The organism is Sediminicoccus rosea (genome assembly GCF_033547095.1).
Taxonomy (GTDB): domain Bacteria; phylum Pseudomonadota; class Alphaproteobacteria; order Acetobacterales; family Acetobacteraceae; genus Roseococcus; species Roseococcus rosea.
Map to the genome: position 1 here is coordinate 1,703,520 of NZ_CP137852.1, position 18,580 is coordinate 1,722,099.

At 70.9% G+C, this 18,580-nt stretch carries 19 protein-coding genes; 12 read left to right on the forward strand and 7 right to left on the reverse strand.

From position 1 onward, the window contains the following. Positions 1-14 precede the first annotated feature (14 nt). Together R9Z33_RS08200 and R9Z33_RS08205 are read left to right on the forward strand one after the other, a co-directional pair. Positions 15-977 (forward strand): Bug family tripartite tricarboxylate transporter substrate binding protein, encoded by a 963-nt coding sequence (locus R9Z33_RS08200; RefSeq protein WP_318650803.1) that lies wholly within the window; start codon positions 15-17, stop codon positions 975-977. Positions 978-1,044: 67 nt separating this feature from the next. Continuing rightward, positions 1,045-2,226: a M20 family metallopeptidase gene (locus R9Z33_RS08205; protein WP_318650804.1), complete on the forward strand. Its 1,182-nt coding sequence runs from the start codon at positions 1,045-1,047 to the stop codon at positions 2,224-2,226. Between the two features lie 26 nt (positions 2,227-2,252). On the opposite strand, the gene R9Z33_RS08210 is transcribed toward R9Z33_RS08205, so the two are convergent. Continuing rightward, complete coding sequence (locus R9Z33_RS08210; RefSeq protein ID WP_318650805.1) at positions 2,253-2,969, reverse strand: trypsin-like serine peptidase; 717 nt, start codon at positions 2,967-2,969, stop codon at positions 2,253-2,255. Between the two features lie 37 nt (positions 2,970-3,006). On the opposite strand from R9Z33_RS08210, the gene R9Z33_RS08215 reads away from it, so the two are divergent. Next, on the forward strand, positions 3,007-3,966 hold the full coding sequence (locus R9Z33_RS08215) for a Bug family tripartite tricarboxylate transporter substrate binding protein (RefSeq protein WP_318650806.1): 960 nt from the start codon (positions 3,007-3,009) through the stop codon (positions 3,964-3,966). Between the two features lie 55 nt (positions 3,967-4,021). Here the strand turns inward: R9Z33_RS08215 and R9Z33_RS08220 are convergent, their stop codons facing one another. Then, positions 4,022-5,050 (reverse strand): ABC transporter substrate-binding protein, encoded by a 1,029-nt coding sequence (locus R9Z33_RS08220; protein WP_318650807.1) that lies wholly within the window; start codon positions 5,048-5,050, stop codon positions 4,022-4,024. Between the two features lie 258 nt (positions 5,051-5,308). On the opposite strand from R9Z33_RS08220, the gene rutB reads away from it, so the two are divergent. From rutB to R9Z33_RS08240, 4 genes are all read left to right on the forward strand, one after another. Next, entirely contained in the window at positions 5,309-6,043 is a 735-nt protein-coding gene (rutB, locus tag R9Z33_RS08225) for a pyrimidine utilization protein B (RefSeq protein ID WP_318650808.1), read from the forward strand. A gap of 9 nt (positions 6,044-6,052) precedes the next feature. Next, complete coding sequence (gene rutC, locus R9Z33_RS08230; RefSeq protein ID WP_318650809.1) at positions 6,053-6,439, forward strand: pyrimidine utilization protein C; 387 nt, start codon at positions 6,053-6,055, stop codon at positions 6,437-6,439. Further along, positions 6,436-7,200, forward strand: a complete 765-nt coding sequence (gene rutD, locus R9Z33_RS08235) for a pyrimidine utilization protein D (protein WP_318650810.1) — start codon at positions 6,436-6,438, stop codon at positions 7,198-7,200. Before rutC ends, rutD begins: the two co-directional genes overlap by 4 nt. A gap of 75 nt (positions 7,201-7,275) precedes the next feature. Next, a complete protein-coding gene (locus R9Z33_RS08240; protein WP_318650811.1) occupies positions 7,276-8,772 on the forward strand; it encodes an amidohydrolase family protein in 1,497 nt (498 codons plus the stop codon). 6 nt (positions 8,773-8,778) lie between these two features. Here R9Z33_RS08240 and R9Z33_RS08245 read toward each other — a convergent pair whose 3' ends face one another. Beyond that, positions 8,779-9,324 carry a carboxymuconolactone decarboxylase family protein gene (locus R9Z33_RS08245; protein ID WP_318650812.1) on the reverse strand — a complete coding sequence of 182 codons (546 nt, stop codon included), beginning with the start codon at positions 9,322-9,324 and terminating at the stop codon, positions 8,779-8,781. 120 nt (positions 9,325-9,444) lie between these two features. Between R9Z33_RS08245 and R9Z33_RS08250 the strand changes: the two genes are divergently transcribed. From R9Z33_RS08250 to R9Z33_RS08265, 4 genes are read left to right on the forward strand one after another with little or no spacing between them, the layout of a single operon-like run. Continuing rightward, entirely contained in the window at positions 9,445-10,410 is a 966-nt protein-coding gene (locus R9Z33_RS08250) for a Bug family tripartite tricarboxylate transporter substrate binding protein (protein ID WP_318650813.1), read from the forward strand. A gap of 12 nt (positions 10,411-10,422) precedes the next feature. Beyond that, complete coding sequence (locus R9Z33_RS08255; RefSeq protein WP_318650814.1) at positions 10,423-11,289, forward strand: FAS1-like dehydratase domain-containing protein; 867 nt, start codon at positions 10,423-10,425, stop codon at positions 11,287-11,289. Then, entirely contained in the window at positions 11,286-12,488 is a 1,203-nt protein-coding gene (locus R9Z33_RS08260; protein ID WP_318650815.1) for a CaiB/BaiF CoA transferase family protein, read from the forward strand. The genes R9Z33_RS08255 and R9Z33_RS08260 overlap by 4 nt, the downstream gene beginning before the upstream one ends. Next, on the forward strand, positions 12,488-13,348 hold the full coding sequence (locus R9Z33_RS08265; RefSeq protein WP_318650816.1) for an HpcH/HpaI aldolase/citrate lyase family protein: 861 nt from the start codon (positions 12,488-12,490) through the stop codon (positions 13,346-13,348). The genes R9Z33_RS08260 and R9Z33_RS08265 overlap by 1 nt, the downstream gene beginning before the upstream one ends. 46 nt (positions 13,349-13,394) lie before the next feature. Here R9Z33_RS08265 and R9Z33_RS08270 read toward each other — a convergent pair whose 3' ends face one another. Genes R9Z33_RS08270 through R9Z33_RS08280 form a run of 3 tightly spaced genes read right to left on the reverse strand, consistent with a single transcriptional unit; the run spans position 13,395 to position 15,816 of the window. Beyond that, positions 13,395-13,637, reverse strand: a complete 243-nt coding sequence (locus tag R9Z33_RS08270) for a hypothetical protein (protein ID WP_318650817.1) — start codon at positions 13,635-13,637, stop codon at positions 13,395-13,397. A gap of 56 nt (positions 13,638-13,693) precedes the next feature. Then, positions 13,694-14,845 carry a mandelate racemase/muconate lactonizing enzyme family protein gene (locus tag R9Z33_RS08275; protein ID WP_318650818.1) on the reverse strand — a complete coding sequence of 384 codons (1,152 nt, stop codon included), beginning with the start codon at positions 14,843-14,845 and terminating at the stop codon, positions 13,694-13,696. Between the two features lie 2 nt (positions 14,846-14,847). After that, positions 14,848-15,816 (reverse strand): Bug family tripartite tricarboxylate transporter substrate binding protein, encoded by a 969-nt coding sequence (locus R9Z33_RS08280; protein WP_318650819.1) that lies wholly within the window; start codon positions 15,814-15,816, stop codon positions 14,848-14,850. A 127-nt stretch (positions 15,817-15,943) separates the two neighbouring features. Here R9Z33_RS08280 and htpG point away from each other — a divergent pair, with 127 nt between their 5' ends. Beyond that, positions 15,944-17,761, forward strand: coding sequence for a molecular chaperone HtpG (gene htpG, locus R9Z33_RS08285; RefSeq protein ID WP_318650820.1), 1,818 nt, complete (start codon positions 15,944-15,946; stop codon positions 17,759-17,761). 19 nt (positions 17,762-17,780) lie between these two features. On the opposite strand, the gene R9Z33_RS08290 is transcribed toward htpG, so the two are convergent. Further along, complete coding sequence (locus R9Z33_RS08290) at positions 17,781-18,575, reverse strand: SDR family NAD(P)-dependent oxidoreductase (protein WP_318650821.1); 795 nt, start codon at positions 18,573-18,575, stop codon at positions 17,781-17,783. Positions 18,576-18,580 lie beyond the last annotated feature (5 nt).

The window sequence follows — 18,580 nt, forward strand, 5'->3', positions numbered from 1 at the left end:
GGAGGACAACGCCCATGACCCGCATCACCCGCCGCGCCACGCTCCTGGGCGCGCTCGCCACGCCGGCCCTCGCGCAGACGTCCACCTGGCCGCAGCGCCCGGTGCGCATCATCGTCCCCTATGCGGCGGGCGGCGGCACGGACCTGACCACGCGTGCGGTGATGGAGGCGGTGGGGCAGCGGCTGAACCGGCCCGTCATCATCGAGAACCGGCCCGGTGCGGATGGCGCGATCGGCAGCGAGGTGGTGGCGCGCAGCGCGCCCGATGGCCACACGCTGACGGGCATCAACCCCACGCATCTGCTGCTGCGCCACACGGCGGCCAGCCTGCCCTATGATCCCACGGCCGATTTCACGCCCATCGCCGTCTTCGCGCTCTATTCCTTCGTGCTGCTGGCGGCCGCCGACGCGCCCTTCCGCGACGTGCCGGGGCTGATCGCCGCCGCCCGCGCGAGGCCCGGCGCCATCGCGCATGGCACGGCGGATGTGGCCTCGGGCGTGGTCGGCGCGCAATTCGCCAAGGCCGCCGGGATCGAGCTGAACGAGATCCGCTATGCCGGCGGCGGGGCTTCCACGCGTGACCTGATGGGCGGGCACCTGCCGCTCGCCTGGGTCAGCACGGCGACGGCCATGCCGCTGATGCAGAGCGACCGCATCCGCATCATCGCCGTCACCTCGCCGCGGCCCTCGCCCTTCCTGCCGGAGGTGCCGACCTTCGCGAGCCTGGGTCTGGCTTCGGCCAGCTATGAGGGGTGGTTCGGCCTCTGGGGCCCCGCGCGCATGGCGCCCGAGCTGGTGGAGCGCATCAATGCCGAGGCCAATGCGGCCGCCGCGACGGATGCCGTGCAGGCGCGCTTCCGCACCCTCGCTGTCGAGCCCGGCGCGCTGGATGTGGCGGGCGTGCAGAATTTGATGCGCGAGGATGCGGCGCGCTGGGCGCGCGCGGCGGAGGCGGGGCTGTTGCGCCGCGCCTCCTGAGGCCCGGTTGCCTCATGCGGCGGCGCATGCTGGCCTGTGCTGAAACCAATCTCCTGGAGCGCCCCGCATGAGCACCGAAACCGAGATCACCAACTGGCTCGCCACCCAGCAGCAGGCCATGCTGGATTCGCTCCAGGCCATGGTGAACACCGATGGCGGCAGCTACGACAAGGCCGGCGTGGATGCGGTGGGCGCCATCGTCAAGGAATTCTGCGAAGGCCACGGCCTCGCGGTGGAGACGGTGCGCGGCGAGAAATTCGGCGACTGCATCCGCGCCATCCTGCCGCATGAGGGCACGGCCCGCGCCCGCGGCAACCACGCGCAGAACATCGTGCTGATGGGCCATCGCGACACGGTCTTCCCGAAGGGCGAGCCGGAGCGCCGGCCCTTCACCATCCGCGATGGCCGCGCCTATGGGCCGGGTGTGGCGGACATGAAGGCCGGGCTCGTGATGAACATGTTCGTCCTCGCCGCCTTCAAGAAGTTCGGCGGCGCGCCGGGGCCGATGGTCGGCCTCTTCACGGGCGATGAGGAGATCGGCAGCCCCGAGGGCCGCGCGGTGATCGAGGAGGAGGCGCGCGGCGCGCGCGTGGTGTTCAACTCGGAGCCCGGCCGTCCGTCGGGCGGCGTGGTGACGGGCCGCAAGGGCGGCGTCTTCTCGATCTTCGAGATCGAGGGCAAGGCCGCGCATTCCGGGGGCAATTTCACCGCCGGCATCTCGGCCATCGGCGAGCTGGCGCACAAGATCGTCGCCATCCATGCGCTGACCGACCTGGAGCGCGGCATCACGCTGAATGTGGGCCTCGTCTCGGGCGGGCAGAGCGTGAACACGGTCGCCCCCTCGGCCGTGGGCCAGATCGACCTGCGCTATGTGAACCCGGCCGATCGGGACGAGATCGTGGCCAAGCTGCATGAGATCGTGGCCACCAGCTACGTGCCTGGCACCAAGGCGAAGCTCACCATCAAGGGCGAGTTCCTGCCGCTGACCCAGGATGCGGCGGCGGCCAAGCTGTTCGAGCTCTACAAGGGCGCGGCGGCCGATGCGGGCCTCGACGTGAAGGGCGAATTCTCGGGCGGTTGCGCGGATAGCGGCTTCACCGCGGCCCAAGGCGCGCCCACCATCTGCGCGGTCGGGCCGGTGGGGGGCCTGGCGCATAGCCCGGAGGAATATCTGGAGATCGCGAGCCTGGTGCCGCGCGCCCAGGCGCTGGCGCGCTCGGTGTTCCGGCTGGAGCAGGCGGGGCTTTAGACCCCGCCGCGTGCTCCAGCCCCGCTTCAGCGCAGCGCCTCCGCGATCACGGCGGCGGGCACGGCGAGGCCCATCGCCGCATCCGCCGCCGCGCGGGAAGCGACGCCCGCCACCGCCCAGCCGCCCGCGGGCAGCGCCGCCAGCACCGGCCCGCCGCTCACGCCGCGCGTGCCGGCGCAGTCATGCAGCAGCATGTGGGCCGAGGTGATGCCGATGGCGCGGCAGCGCGTGTCGGCCAGCAGCACCTCCGGCCGGTCCTGCTGGTAGCCGGCGAGCATGAGCGGCATGCGCGCGGCCGGCAGGCCGGTCATCAGCGGCAGCGTGGCCGCAGGCGGGGCGATGTCCCGCGCGAGGGTGAGGATGGCCCAGTCCGAGGCGGCGGGCGCGCCGGGTTCGGGGCGATAGCCCTCGCCGGTGCGGAAGGACAGCACCTGGGCATGGGCCACATGCGCGCCGCGCTCATGGCCCAGCAGGAAATGGAGGCTGCCCGGCTGCACCAGGTTCCCCGTGCGGCGCGCGATCAGGCAATGCGCGGCGGTGAGCACCTGGTTGGGCGCGATCAGCGCGCCGGTGCAGCGCCCGCCCAGCCCATGCTGCACGCGGCCGAGCGCGGCCCAGGGCATCGCGCGCGCATCCACCGTCCGGCGCGGATCCTCCTGGCCGATGCCGGGCAGCATCGGACGCGGGGCGTCCTGCGCGGCGGCGGCCAGGGGACCAAGCAGGAAAAGGGCGAGCCAACGCATCCGCGGAGTGTGGCGTGGCGTTTGCATCGCACAAGGCATGACAACACGCATCTCCCGCCGATCCCTCCTCGCCACGCCCGCCTTGCTGCCCATGGCAGCCGGCGCGCAAGGCTTTCCCGACCGTCCCGTGCGGATGATCGTGCCCTTTCCGCCCGGCGGTGCGGCGGATTTCCTGGGGCGCGTGGTGGGCGAGCGCATGTCGCGCGGCCTCGGGCAGCCCGTCACCATCGAGAACCGCAGCGGGGCAGGCGGCAATATCGGCACGGCGGCGGCGGCCCAGGCCGAGCGTGACGGGCAGACGCTGCTGCTGAACGGCGTGCCCATCGCGGTGAACCGCTTCCTCTTCGCCACCTTGCCGTTCGACGCGGAGCGCGACTTCACGCCACTCGGCATGATCGCCGTCGTGCCCAACATCATGGTGGTGCCGGTCAGCCTGCCGGTGAACAGCGTGGCGGAATTCATCGCCTTGGCGCGCACGCGGCCGATGAACTACGCCTCGATCGGCAATGGCACCTCGCTGCATCTGGCGGGCGCGCAGTTCAGCCTGGCGACGGGCCTGAACCTCACGCATGTGCCCTATCGCGAGACGGGGGCGGCCAATAATGACCTGATGGCCGGCCGCGTGGAGGTGATGTTCCAGACCATCTCGGCGGCGGCGGAGCTTGTGCGGGGCGGGCGGATGAAGGCGCTGGCGGTGACGAGCGCCGAGCGCGCGCCCGCCTTCGCCGATGTGCCGACGCTGCGGGAATCCGGCGTGGACCTGGTTTCGGTGGGCTGGTTCGGGCTGTTCCTGCCGCGTGGCGTGGCGACGGATCGCGCGGCGCGGCTGGAGGCGGAATTGCTGACCGCCGTGCGGGACGAGGCGGTGGCCGCGCGCATCACCGGCAGCGGCAGCATCCCCCGCGCCATGCCCGGCGCCGAATTCGCTGCCTTCATCGCGGAAGAGACGCGCCGCCTGGGTGAGTTGGTCCGAGCGGCCGGCATCCGGGCTGACTGAGAACGGGGGCCGGGGCCTTTCGGCCCCGGCGGGTCCAGGGCGGAGCCCTGGATCTTTACCCGAGCTGGCGTTCCGCCGCCGGCGGCAGGAACCGATCCGTGTAGAACCGATCCGGCGTCGGCATGTCGCCCAGGCCATAGGCCAGCTTCACCGCCTCAATCTGGCGCTGGAAGCGCGGCGCCTCGATGACGCCGAGGCCGAGGCGGCGGACATTCGGGCTGTCCACCAGTTCGCGCATCGCCATGTCCTGGCGCACCGTCTCGATCGCCACATCGGTCAGCTGCTCGCGCGCGCGCAGTGCCTCGATGGCGGCCGGGCGATTGGCGAAGGCCCAGCGCAGCGAGCGGATCAGCCCATGCGTCACGGCCCGCACCGCATCGGGGTTGCGCTCCATATAGGTGCGCGTCGTGAGCAGGACGGAGCCGTAGAAGAAGTCGAGCCCGTGCTCGCGGTAGCGGAAGATGCGCTGCGCCGGCAGGTCCATCCCCAGCGCGCGCAGCGAGAGCGCCGTCGAGGTGACGAAGCCCGTGATGCCATCGGCGCGGCGCTGCACCAGCATGGGCTCGCGCAGCTCGGGCGCCACCGACATCCAGTTGATGGAGCTGAAGGGGATGTTGTTCACGGCGGCGAAGGCCGGGAAGACCTGGCGGCCGCCGTCGAATTCCGGGGCGGCCAGCGTGCGGCCGGCCAGCATGGAGATATTGGTGATCGGCCCATCGGCGCGGACCGTGACCGCCGTCGGCGCCTGGTCCCACAGGAGGGCGACGGCGATCAGGTCATTGTTCGGGTTCTGCGACATGAAGCGCAGCACGGGCGTGGGGTCGGCCATCGCCATGTCGAAGGTGCCGGCGGACATGTCGAGCGGCACGCGGGCCGAGCCGAAGCCGCGGCTGATCGTGATGTCCACGCCGGCCTCGCGGAAGAAGCCCTGGCGCTCGCCCGCGATGCCGAAGGCGTAGGGGCCGTTCAGGATCCAGTCGAAGGCGAAGCGCACGGTGGGGCGCGCCTGGGCATGGGCGACGTGCGGTGCCGCGAGGAGGGCGGGGGCGCCGAGCAGGAGGCGGCGGGGGAGGCGAAACGCCATGCGGAAGCTCCTTTGCGCGGGGGGCGACGCAGCCCGCCCGATGCATGGAATCTCCGCATGTGCGGGCGTGCGGGCAAGCGCGAAGGCCGTGCCGTGCGGAGGCGCCGGACGGGTTCCGCCCGCCGCACCGGCAATCGCCAAGCGGATTGCCTTTTCGTAAGGCAGCGTCCCCGCAATGATCGCGCCGGCCCCCGGCGCCCCGGCTGGCCGGCCCGCCCCGCCTTGCGCATGATGCGCCCGAGCCGAGGAGTGCGCCCCATGTCCGAGCCCATGTCCGAGCCTGCCGGATTCGTTCCCGTCATCACGCGCGAGGCGGTGACGCTGCCCGCGCGGCCCGAGCCGATCCGCCTCAACCCGGCCGAGACGGCGATGATCATCGTGGACATGCAGAACGCCTATGCCTCGCCGGGCGGGTATCTGGACATCGCGGGCTTCGACATCGCGGGCTGCGAGAAGGTGATCGCGCGCGCGGCGGTGGCCGCCGATGCGGCGCGGCGCGCGGGCATCCAGGTGATCTATTTCCAGAATGGCTGGGACCCCGACTACAAGGAGGCCGGCACGCCCGCCTCGCCCAACTGGCACAAGTCCAACGCGCTGAAGACCATGCGGAAGCGGCCGGAGCTGGCCGGCACGCTGCTCGCCAAGGGCGGCTGGGATTACGCGCTGGTGGAGGCGCTGGCGCCCAAGCCAGGTGACCTCGTGGTGCCCAAGCCGCGCTATTCGGGCTTCTTCAATACGAACATCGACAGCCTGCTGCGCGCGCGCGGCATCCGCAACATCGTCTTCACCGGCGTCGCCACCAATGTCTGCGTGGAGAGCTCGCTGCGCGATGCCTTCCACCTGGAATATTTCGGCATCGTGCTGGAGGATGCCACGCATGCGGCCGGCCCCGACTTCGCGCAGAAGGCCGCGCTCTACAACATCGAGACCTTCTTCGGATGGGTCTCCACCGTCGCGGATTTCTGCGGCGCCATCGGTCAATCGCCTGAGTAGGAGACAGCCATGCCCTTCGCCCCCGTCATCCCCGCCGGTTCCGGCAAGCCGCTCGCCCCTTATTCGCCGGGCGCGCTCGCCGATGGCGTGCTCTATGTCTCGGGCACGCTGCCCTTCGACAAGGACAACAACGTGATGCATCTGGGCGACGCCGCGGCCCAGACCCGCCTGGTGCTGGAGACGATCAAGGGCGTGGTGGAAGCCGCCGGCGGCACCATGGCCGATGTGGTGATGAACCACATCTTCCTGACCGACTGGGCGAACTACGCCGCGCTGAACGCCGTCTATGCCGAGTATTTCCCGGGCGACAAGCCGGCGCGCTACTGCATCCAGTGCGGCCTGGTGAAGCCGGGCGCGCTGGTCGAGATCGCGACCGTCGCGCATATCGGCAAGTGAAGTTCGAGATCACCGGCAGCGGCGCGGAGGTCGTCCTCCTCTCCGCCGGGCTGGGCGGGGCGGCGGCCTTCTGGGCGCCGCAGCGCGCGGCGCTGGAGCAGCACTTCCGCGTGCTGGGCTTTGACCAGCGCGGCACCGGCCGCAATGCCGAGACGCTGCCCGAGGGCTACACGATCGGCCACATGGCCGATGATGTGATCCAGGTGATGGACGCGGCGGGTGTCGCGCGCGTCCACTTCCTCGGGCATGCCCTGGGCGGGCTGGTCGGACTCGATCTCGCGCGGCGTTTCCCGGAGCGCGTGGGCAAGCTGGTCCTGGTGAATGCCTGGGCGAAGGTGGACCGCCATTCGGAGCGCTGCTTCGACATCCGCATCGGCATCCTGCACAGCCAGGGGCCCGCGGCCTATGTCGCGGCTCAGCCGCTCTTCCTGCACACGGCGCCCTACATGTCCGCGCATCACGAGAAGATCAGCGCCGAGGTCGCGCATGGCACGGCGCATTTCCAGGGTGCCGCGAATCTGCTGAAGCGCATCGGCGCGCTGCGCGCTTTCGACGCGCGGGCGGACCTCGCGCGCATCACGGCCCCCACTCTCGTCGCGGCCTCGCGCGATGACCTGCTGGTGCCCTGGACGGCCTCGGAGGCGCTGGCCGCCGGACTGCCCCATGCGGAGCTCTGGGTGACGCCGGAGGGCGGGCATGCCTTCAGCGTGGAGCAGCCGGAGGTCTTCAACCCGAAGCTCATGGAATTCCTGACGGGTTGAGAGCGCGCTTGCGCCCGGCGCGGCTTCCGCGCCACGATGCATGCGCCGGGAACAAGAACACAGAGGAAGGCTCCCATGGGCGGTTTCCTGACCGATGACGACATCGCGGCCCTGCGCCCGGCGGAGGAGGCGATGTTCGCCTCGCCCATCCCGACGCAGGTGGTGAGCTCGGACGAGTTCTGGCCCATCCCGCAGACCGAGCGGCAGAAGCAGGTCGAGGCGCGGATCAAGGACATGGCGGATACGATCGGCCCCAGGCAGGGAATGGATCGCCGCCGCTTCCTGCAGACCAACGCCGGCATGGCGGCCGCCTTCCTCGCGATGAATGAGGTCTATGGCCCGCTCTATGCGGTCAGCCGGGCCGAGGCGCAGACGGCCGGGGCGGCGGACATGCGCACGGCCGCGCTGCGCCAGCAATTCATCATGGATGTGCACACGCATTTCCTGCGCCCCGACACGCGCATCATGACCTTCGTGAACGCCCGCCGCGCGGTGGGCCGGGCCGGCTGGAACCCCGACCTGGTGGGCCGCGAGCAGACCATCCAGGACCTGATGGAGGCCAATTGGTTCAAGGAGGTGTTTCTCGACAGCGACACCAAGGTGGCGCTGATCTCGGGCGCGCCCTCCGAGGAGGCGATCGACTGGTTCCTGACCAATGACATGAAGTTCGACGCCCGCAAGCGCGTGAACGACGCGGCCGGCAACAAGCGCGTGCTGAGCCACGCCATCTTCACCCCCGGCAAGCCCGGCTGGATGGACGAGGTGGAGCGCTGCATCGAGCAGCTCCGGCCCGACAGCTGGAAGGGCTACACGATCGGCGACAACACGAACAAGCACCTGGCCATCCACCCCTGGCGGATGGATGACGAGCGGCTGATGTATCCCTTCTATGAGCGCATCCTGCGTGCGGGGAACAACATCGTCTGCGTCCACAAGGGGCTGTTCCCGCCGCAGGTCGAGCAGCAATTCCCGCATCTCACGCCCTATGCGCGGGTGGATGACGTGGGGAAGGCCGCGCGCGACTGGCCGCAGATCAACTTCGTCATCTACCACTCGGCCTATCGCTTCGCCGGCGGCGGCCGGGCCGAGCAGGGCTGGGCGCAATTCCAGCAGACCGGACGCGTGGACTGGGTGAGCGACCTGGCCGAAATCCCGGCCAAGTATGGCGTGAGCAATGTCTATGGCGATCTCGGCCAGATCTTCGCGCAGAGCACGGTGGTGGAGCCGCAGCTTTGCGCCGCGATGATGGGCATCCTCATCAAGGGGCTGGGTGCCGATCACGTGGTCTGGGGCACGGATGCGATCTGGACCGGCAGCCCGCAATGGCAGATCGAATCGCTGCGGCGGCTCGAGATCCCGGAGGAGATGCAGCGGCGCTACGGTTTCGCGCCGCTGGGCGCACCGGACGGGCCGGTGAAGAATGCGATCTTCGGCGAGACCTCGGCGCGCATGTACAACTACACGCGCCGCGCCGCGCTGGAGAGTGACGGCGTGGCGCGCGTGAAGGCGGATTACGCGCTGAACGGCGCCGGGCGCAGCAACCTGGCCTATGGCTACGTCGCGGCCGGCTGAGGCGCTTCAGGCCGGGAAGGGGAAGCGGTCGAGGTAGGGCTGGTATTCCGGCTCCACGTCGATCGCGAGGCTCGCCAGCGTGCGGACCACGGCGCAGTAGAAGGAGGCGGTGACCGTCAGGTCCACCATCTGCTCGTTCGTGAGGTGGGCCTGGAGTTCGCGGAAGGTCGCCTCGCTCATGCCGCCCGCATAGACCTCGCGCGTGCCTTTCAGCACCAGCCTGGCCAGCGGCTCCAGGCTGTTGGGGCGCCCATCGGTCTCGGCGATCAGCGCCTCGATATCGGCATCGGTCACGCCGAAGTCGTGGCCGATCTTCACATGGTGCGACCATTCATAGGGCGAGCGCGCCAGCCAGCCGACCTGCAGGATGGCGAGTTCGCGCAGGCGCGGATCCAGCTTCGCGCCATAGCGGATATACTGGCCGAGGCCCCCGAAGGCGCGCGCCGCACCCGGGCTGTTCACCAGGCAGCGATGCAGCGTGATCATCCGCTTGAGCAGCGGGCGATCCTCCTCGGCCAGGTCCTCGGGGTTCAGATAGGGCAGGCGGGCCATGGGTTTCCTCCGTGTCGGTGCGCGGAGGGTGAAGCGCGCCCTGCCGCTTGACCAGGGGCACCCCTTGGCCCCCGCGCCGATCGGGGAAAGAATGCCGCAAAACACATGGGAGGAAGACGCATGAGCGCCACGCGTCGCGCCGTTCTGCTGGCCGGGCTCGCGGCCCCCGGCCTCGCGCATGCCGCCTTTCCCGAGCGCAGCATCCGGTTGCTGGTGCCCTTCGGCGGCGGCGGGCAGACCGACATCGTCTCCCGCGTCACGGCCGAGGCGCTGACGCAGCGGCTGGGCCAGGTGGTCCTGGCCGACAACCGGCCGGGCGGTGCGGGCAACCTCGCGGCCGAGACGCTGGCCCGCGCGACGCCCGATGGCTACACGATGATGGTCGCCACCATGGGCACGAACAGCGGCGTGAATGCGCTGATGTACCGGGCGCTGGGCTATGACTGGGAGCGCGACTTCGCGCCGATCGGGCATTTCTGCTCCACCAGCAACGTGCTGCTGGTGCACAACTCGATCCCGGCCGCCGATTTCCCCGGCCTCATCGCCTGGATCCGCGCCAATCCGGGGCGCTTCACCTATGCCTCGGCGGGGGTGGGCGCCATCACGCATCTCATCATGGAGGATCTGGGCGCGCGGCTCGGGCTCGACATGGTGCATGTGCCCTACCGGCAAAGCACCCAGGCGATGACGGACCTGCTCTCGGGCCGGGTGCATGCGCGCTGCCTGGGCCTGCCCGAGGCCGAGACGGTGCGTGGGCAGAACAGCATCCGCGCGCTCGCCGTCACCAGCGCCACGCGGCGGGAGAACTGGCCGGGCGTGCCGACCATGGGCGAGACGGTGCCGGGCTTCACCGGCTCCTCCTATTTCGGCCTCACCACGCGGGCCGGCACGCCGCCCGAGGCCATTGCCCGCATCTCGGAGGCGCTGAACGATGCGCTGCGCGACCCCCGCGTGCAGGCCGCCTATGCGCGCGTGGGGGCCGACCCCGCGCCGCCCAATACGCCCGCCGATTTCCTGCGGACCATCCGGGCCGCGCATGACCAATGGGCGCCCTTGATCCGCCGCCTCAACCTCGTCGCCGAATAGGACCAGACCCGTATGGATTTCGTGATCGCCATCGAGAAGGTGCGCCAGGATTGGCTGGGCCGCGTCCGCACCATCGAGGACGACGTTTCGCCCAGCATGCTGCGCCGCATCGCCGCCATGTTGGATCTGGACCCTGATGCCTATCCGCGCGGCACCCCGCTGCCGCCGCATTGGGTCTCGCTCTTCGCGCAGGAGAGCGCGCGCCAGGGCGATATCGGCGTGGATGGCCATCCGGAGCCGGGCGTGACGCTGCCGCCCATCCCGCTGCCGCGCCGCATGGGGGCGGGGCGGCGGGTGACGCTGCCGGGCGCGCTGCGCGTCGGCGATGCGCTGACGAAGCGGGCCGAGGTCGCGGCGATCGAGCCCAAGCAGGCGCGCACCGGCACCATCTGCGTGCTGACCATGCGCCACACCTACCTGGTCGGCGGGGCGGTGATCGCGGTGGATGAGTTCGACGCCATCTACCGCGAGGCGGTGCCGCCCGGCACGCCCTCCCCGGTCAATCCCGGCACGCCCGCGCCGGAGGGGGCGGCCTGGAGCCGCACGGCGCAGGTCTCCAACGCGCTGGTCTTCCGCTATTCGGCGGTGACCTGGAACGCGCATCGCATCCATTACGACGCGGATTACGCGCGGCAGGCGGAGGGCTATCCGGCGCTGGTGCAGAATGGCGGGCTGACCATGCAGTTGCTGCTGGATGCGGCGGTGGAGAATACGCCGGGCCATCGCCTCACGGGTTACACCGCGCGGCTGACGCGGCCGATCTATGTGGGCGCGAAGATCACGCTGGCCGGCGGCGCGCTGGAGGGCGGGCGCATGCGCGCCTGGGTCGCGGATCAGGATGGCAAGCTCTGCGCCGAGATGGAGCTCGACTTCGCATGAGCGGCCCGCTGGATGGCGTGAAGGTGGTGGACCTGACCACGGTGGTGGTGGGGCCGATCGCGACGCGGACGCTGGCCGACCAGGGTGCGGATGTGATCAAGGTGGAGGCGCCGGGGGGGGACATCCTGCGCTTCCTCGCGGCCGGCAGCCGCACGCCCGCGATGAGCGGGAAGTTCATCAACTTCAACCGCAACAAGCGCAGCATCGGGCTCGACATCAAGCAGCCCGAGGGGCTCGCCGCGATGAAGGCGCTGCTGGCCAAGGCTGACGTGTTCGTGACCAATGTGCGGCCGCAGGGGCTGGAGCGCGCGGGGCTCGACTTCGCCTCGCTGCATGCGCTGAACCCGCGGCTGATCCATTGCGGCATCGTCGCCTTCGGCCGGGGTGGGCGCTACTACAACCGGCCGGCCTATGACCCGATCATCCAGTCGCTCTCGGGTGTGGCCGGCACCTTCCACCGCGCGACGGGCGAGCCGCGCTTCGTGCCCATGGTGATGACCGACCACACGACGGGGCTGATCGCCGCGCAATCGGTGGGCTTCGCGCTGTATCGGCGCGAGAGGACCGGGGTGGGCGAGGCGATCGAGGTGCCGATGTTCGAGAACATGGCGAGCTTCGTCATGAGCGAGCATCTGGGGGCCGCGACCTTCGACCCGCCGGAGGGGCCGAGCGGCGATGCGCGGCTGCTCTCGCCCGATTACCGCCCGCTGCCGACGAAGGATGGCTACCTGACCGTCCGGCCCAACAACAACCGCCAAGCCTTCGCCTTCTTCGACGCGATCGGCAAGCCGGAGCTGAAGGACGACCCGCGCTTCAGGACGGCGCTGACGCGCACCCAGAACGCGCCGGATTACTTCCGCGTTCAGGTGGAGGCGCTGGCGACGAAGACGACGGCGGAGTGGCTGGAGATCTTCGCCAAGGCCGACGTGCCGGCGGGGCCCTATAACGAGATTGATGACCTGCTGGAGGACCCGCATCTGGCCGAGGTCGGCTTCTGGCATTTCGACGATCACCCGACCGAGGGGCGCATCCGCCGCACCAAGGTGCCCAACAGCTTCAGCGGCGGCATGCGCGAGGAGGTGCTGCCCGCGCCACAGCTCGGCCGCCACACGCGCGAGGTGCTGCGCGAGCTGGGCCATGACGAGGCCGCGATCGAGGCCATGCTGGCGAGTGGCGCCGCCTTCGAGGGATTGAGCTGATGCCCGCACCCAACTGGCGCTCGCTGCTTTTCGTCCCGGCGAGCGCGGAGAAATTCGTGGCGCGGGCGCATACCCGCGGCGCGGATGTCATCATCCTGGACCTGGAGGACAGCATCCCGCCGGAGGGCAAGGATGCGGCGCGGGCCGCCCTGCCGGCCGCCGCCAAGCGGGTGGGCCAGGCGGGGGCCGATGTCTGCGTGCGGATCAACCGGCCGCTGGAGATGAGCATCCCCGACATCGCGGCGGCGGTCATGCCGGAGGTGTCGGTGCTCATGCTGCCCAAGGTGATGGGCGCCGAGCATGTGAAGCTGCTGAGCGAGGTGGTGGCGGTGCGCGAGGCGGCGCTGGGCCTGCCGGTGGGCCATACGCGCTTCATCGGCGTGGTGGAGACGCCGCAGGCCTTGCCGAACCTGGTGGCCATCGCGGGCGCTGATCCGCGCATGGCGGGGCTGGGCGTGGGGAGCGAGGATCTCTCGACCGAGCTCGAGGCGGTGCCGGGGGCGGATTCGCTCTACGTGTTCGGGATGATGTGCGTGGCCGCGGCACGTGGGGCGGGGATCCTGCCCATGGGTTCGATCGGGGCCTTCGCGGATTTCTCGGATCTGGAGGCGTATCGGCAATCGCTGCGGCGCTCGCGGCGGCTGGGGTTTGGCTGCGCCTCCTGCATTCATCCGGCGCAGGTGCCGATCATCAACGAGGAGTATGGCCCCGCGCCGGCGGAGGTGGATCGTGCGCGGCGCCTGATCGCGGCGTTCGAGGCGGCCTTGGCCGGGGGCCAGGGCGCGGTCGCCTTCGAAGGCGCGATGATTGATCTGCCGGTGGTCGAGCGCGCCCGTCGTCTGTTGGCACGGGTCCGCTGATTGGGGTCTGGGGCCTTTCGGCCCCAGCCGCCGGAGGCCCTTTTTCTTACTCGGTGATCAGCTTTTCCTTGGCGAGCGTGACGAGCTGCAGCAGCGCCGCCGCCAGGGCCAGCCTGTCGCGCGGGTCGTCGCTCGCCATAGGGTGGCTTTCCGCCTCGCGCCGCATGCGGCCGGCGAACTGATCGAGCATGCCGGCGGGGTCGGGTGATTGCCGGGCTTCGGCGACGAGCAGGCGGGAGACCACGGCTTCCAGCGCGGCGAGGCGGATGTTCGGGTCGGGCTGGTGCATGGGGATTCTCCTTCTGGAGGATGATGGTGGCGCTGAACGGGCCTGGGCGGCAATGGTCAGCCGAGGCGCGGATCGAGCCAGGGGCGCGCCATGGGCTGCCAGGGCGTGGCGCGCGCGCCGGCTTCATCGAGCGCGAGCCCAAGGCCAGGCGCGGCGGGGAGCGGGGCCGCGCCCTGGAGGAAGCGCTGGTCCGCGCCCGTGGTCATGGTGAAGAAGCGCTCCGTCTCGCCGAATTGCACTTCCAGCGGCAGCAGGTTGGGCAGCGTCGCGCAGAGCTGCACGGAGTGGCCGTGGCAGATGGGCCCGGTCGGGTTGTGCGGCGCGATCTCGATGCCGGCGGTCTGGGCGAGGGCCGCGATGCGGCGGATCTCCTCATGCCCGCCCGCGTATTTGATGTCGGGCATCAGCACGTCGTAGCAGCCGGCCTCGATGACGGTGCGATAGGCGGCGAGGCCGGCCAGCGTCTCGGCGCCGGCGAGGCGCATGCCGCGTTCATTGGCGAGGCCGCGCAGGCGGCGGATCTCGGCGTGGTTGGCCTCGGCGACGGGGCATTCCAGCCAGAAGAGGTTGAGGGGCGCGAGGTCGCGGATCAAGCCGGCCGCGCCGCCGGGCGAGAAGCGCCAATGCGCGTCCACCATCACGTTGAGGTCAGGGCCCACGGCCTCGCGCACGGCGGCGATGCGGGCGAGGCCCTCCGCATAGGCGGCGCGCTGGCCGGGGTTGGCGGCATCCTCCCAGACCATCGGCTCGAAGGGGGCGAGCTTCACGGCGCGGAAGCCGGCCGCCACGGCGCGGCGCGCGGCGGTGGCGAAGCCCTCCGGCGTGCGGGGATCGGCACCGCGGTTGATGTTGGCGTAGAGCGGCACGGCGGGGCGCAGGGCGCCGCCCAGCATGGCATGGATGGGCCGGCCCGCTTCCTGCCCCGCCAGGTCCCACAGCGCCTGTTCCAGCGCGGAGACGAGGCTGTGCGTGACCAGGCCGCCCGGCGCATGCGGCAGCAGGCGGGCCAGGCGGTTGCGGGAAGCCGCATCCTCCCCCGTGAGGCGGGCCGCGAGCCGCGCGGCCTCGGCGGCGAGGCCAGCCTCATGGTCGGAGAGGGTGCATTCGCCCGTGCCGGTCAGGCCGGATTCGGTGCGGAGCAGCAGGAAGGACCAGTTGGTCTTGGGCGTGACATTCACGCCGAGGAACTCGACGGCGGCGATCCGCATGGTCACTGCGCCTGGATGTTCGCGGCCTCGGCCAGCCGGCGCCATTGGCCGATATCGGCCGTGACCCGGGCCCGCAGCTCGGCCGGGGTGGAGACCACCAGCGCGCCGCCGAGCAGGCGGATGCGCTCGGCCAGCGTCGCATCCTCCCGCAGCTTCGCCAGTTCGCGCCCCAGCCTTTCGCGGATTCCGCCCGGCGTGCCGCGCGGGGCGAAGAGGGCGTTCCAGGCCAGCGTCTCGAAGCCGGGCAGGCCCGCTTCCTCCATGCTGGGGATCTCCGGCAGGCCGGGATCGCGCGTGCGGGAGGTGACGGCGAGCAGCCGCACCTCGCCGCTGCGCGCCTGGGGCATGATGTTCACGAGATTGGCGAAGGCGACCGGCGCCTCGCCCGTGACGACGGCCTGGGCCAGGCCGGCGGCCCCCCGATAGGGCACGTGCTGGATGTCGAGCCCGGTGCGGTTCAGGAAGAGCGCCATGGACATGTGCGCCGAGGAGCCGATGCCGGCCGAGGCGTAGCTGAGCTGCCCCGGCCGCGCGCGCACCCAGGCGATCAGCTCCGCCACGCTGTTCACCGGAATCTGTCGCGGATTCACGAAGAGCGTGTTGGGGCCGACCACCAGCAGCGAGACGGGATCGAAGGCGGTGAGTAGGTCATAGGGCAGGTCGCGGTAGATGGCGGCGTTGATGCCGTTGGAACCGGCATTGCCGAGCAGGAAGGTCGTGCCGTCCGGCGCGGCGCGGAAGGCGGCCTCGACGCCGATGCGTCCGCCTGCGCCGGGGCGGTTCTCCACCACCCAGGGCTGGCCGAGCGCCGCCTCCAGCAGGGGGGCGACGAGGCGGGCCGTCGTGTCATTGCCGGTGCCGGGCGTGTCGGGGACGATGAGGCGGATGGGGCGGGTGGGCCAGGCCTGCGCCAGGGCGGGGGCCGCCAGCAGCGCGCCCATCACGCCCAAGCCCGTGCGCCGTCCGAACATCCTGGCCTCCCTCCGTCGTTCGGGGCAGCTTTGCCCCGGCCCGGCCCCCGCGCAAGCGCGGGAGGTTGAAAGCCACGAAAGCCCCACGCATATCGCGCGCGGCCCGATCTTCTGACTGGAGGCAAGCATGAGCGAGACGGTGGAACGGCACGAATTCGGCGCGGAGGTGGGGCGGCTGCTCGACCTCGTCGTGCATGCGCTCTACTCGGAGCGCGAGATCTTCCTGCGCGAGCTGGTGGCGAACGCGGCCGATGCGGTGGACCGCCGCCGCTTCGAAGCGCTGACCAACGAGGCGCTGGCCCTGCCGGCCGAGGCCAAGCTCCGCATCACGCCCGACAAGGCCGCGCGGACGCTGACCATCAGCGATGCCGGCATCGGCATGGGCAAGGCCGAGCTGGCGCAGCATCTGGGCACCATCGCGCGTTCCGGCACGCGCGCCTTCGCGCAAAGCCTGGCGGAAGCGCCGGCCGGCGAGAAGCCGAGCCTGATCGGCCAGTTCGGCGTGGGCTTCTACTCGGCCTTCATGGTGGCCGAGCGCGTCGAGGTCACCTCGCGCCGCGCGGGGACCGAGGAGGCCTGGCTCTGGGCCTCGGAGGGCAAGGGCGACTACACGCTGGCGCCGGCCGAGCGTGCCGATGCGGGCACCGATATCGTGCTGCACATGAAGGCCGATGCGGAGGAGTTCCTGGAGCCCTTCCGGCTGAGTGCCATCATCCGCAAATGGGCGGACCACATCGCCATCCCCATCATGGTCGTGAAGGATGGGAAGGAGGAGCCGGCCAATGAGGGCACCGCGCTCTGGCAGAAGCCGAAATCCGAGGTGAGCGAGGAGAGCTACACCGAGTTCTACCGCCATCTCGGCCACATGTTCGACAGCCCCTGGGCCACGCTGCATTGGCGGGCGGAGGGCGCGCTGGATTTCTCGGCCCTGCTCTTCATCCCCGGCATGAAGCCCTTCCAGGCGGTGGAGGAGGAGCGCAAGAGCCCGGTGCGGCTGCATGTGCGCCGCATGTTCATCACCGACGAGGCGGAGCTGCTGCCGCCCTTCCTGCGCTTCGTGCAGGGCGTGGTGGACACGGAGGACCTGCCGCTCAACGTCTCGCGCGAGATGCTGCAGGCCACACCCGTGCTGGCGCGCATCCGCCGCGCCGTCACCAACCGCGTGCTCTCCGAGCTGAAGAGCAAGGCGAAGGATGCCGAGGGCTACGCCAAGTTCTGGGAGAATTTCGGCACCGTCCTGAAGGAGGGCGTCTGGGAGCCGGGCGAGCACCAGAAGGATGTGGCGGCCCTGCTGCGCTTCCGCTCGACCGCGGTGGAGGGCTGGACCTCGCTCGCCGACTACGTCTCCCGCATGAAGGAGGGGCAGGAGGCGATCCATATCCTGGTGGGCGATGATGCGGCGGCGCTGGCCAAGTCCCCGCAGCTCGAGGGGTATCGCGCGCGTGGGCTCGAGGTGCTGCTGCTCTCCGACCAGATCGACGCCTTCTGGCCTGAGCGCCTCGGCAGCTTCGAGGAGAAGCCGATCCGCAGCATCACCCAGGGCGCGGCCAAGCTCACACCGGCCGAGGGCGAGGAGGCCGCCCCGGATGTCTCGGCCCTGCTGGAGCGGCTGAAGACGGCGCTCTCCGAGCATGTCTCCGAGGTGCGGGCGACGGACCGCCTGGTGGAGAGTGCGGCGGTGCTGGCGGCCGGCGAATTCGGCCCCGACCTCGCCATGCAGCGGCTGCTGCGGCGGGCGGGGCGCGGCTTCGCGGGCGGCCTGCCCGTGCTGGAGGTGAACCCGCGCCACGCGCTGATCCGCAAGCTGGCGGAAGGGGAATTCGACGATGCGGCGCTGGCCGAACAGGCCGGGCTGATCTTCGACCTGGCCCGTTTGCAGGATGGCGACTCGCCGCGCGACCCGGCTGATTTCGCCCGGCGCGTGGCGGCGGCGCTGGCCGGCTGAGGGAAGGGGGCGCGCCCGCTCAGTCGCAGCGGGCGGACATGCCCCCATCCACCACCAGCTCCGTGCCGGTGATGAAGCGCGCCTCCTCGGAGGCGAGGAAGAGCACGGCGGCCGCCGTGTCCCGCCCATCGCCGGCGAAGCCGAGCGGGATGCGCCGCAGGCGCTGGGCGAGCAGCGCGGCCACATCCCCGCCCGTGCGCTGGCCGGCGAGCCGCGCCTCGACCATCGGCGTGTGCATCTGCCCGGGCACCACCGTGTTCACCCGCACGCCGCGCCCCGCGTATTCGACGGCGACGACGCGGGAGAACTGGATCACCGCCGCCTTGGAGGCCGCATAGGCGACCTGCGCCGCGCCGGTCCAACGCGTGCCGGAGGTGGAGGCGAGATTCACGATCGCGCCGCCCCCCTGTTCCACCATGCGCGGCAGCACATGCTTGCAGGTGAGGAAGACGCTCTTCAGGTTGAGGTCGATCTGGAGGTCCCAGACCTCCTCGCTCATCTCCACCGGGCCGCCGCGGGCCGAACCGCCGACATTGTTCACCAGCACATGGATCGCGCCATGGCGCGCGGCCACGTCCGCGACCATGGCCGCGATGGCCGCATGGTCCGTCACGTCGCAGGTCAGCGCCTCGAAGCGACCGCCGGCCTCGGCGATGCGCGCCGCCGTCTCGGCCATGGCCGCCGGGTCGCGGTCCACGCCGATGACCTGGGCGCCTTCCGCCGCGAAACCCACGGCGGCGGCGCGGCCATTGCCCCAGCCAGGCCCGACCGAGCCCGCGCCGGTGATGAGCACGGTCCTGCCCTGGAAGCGCATGGCGG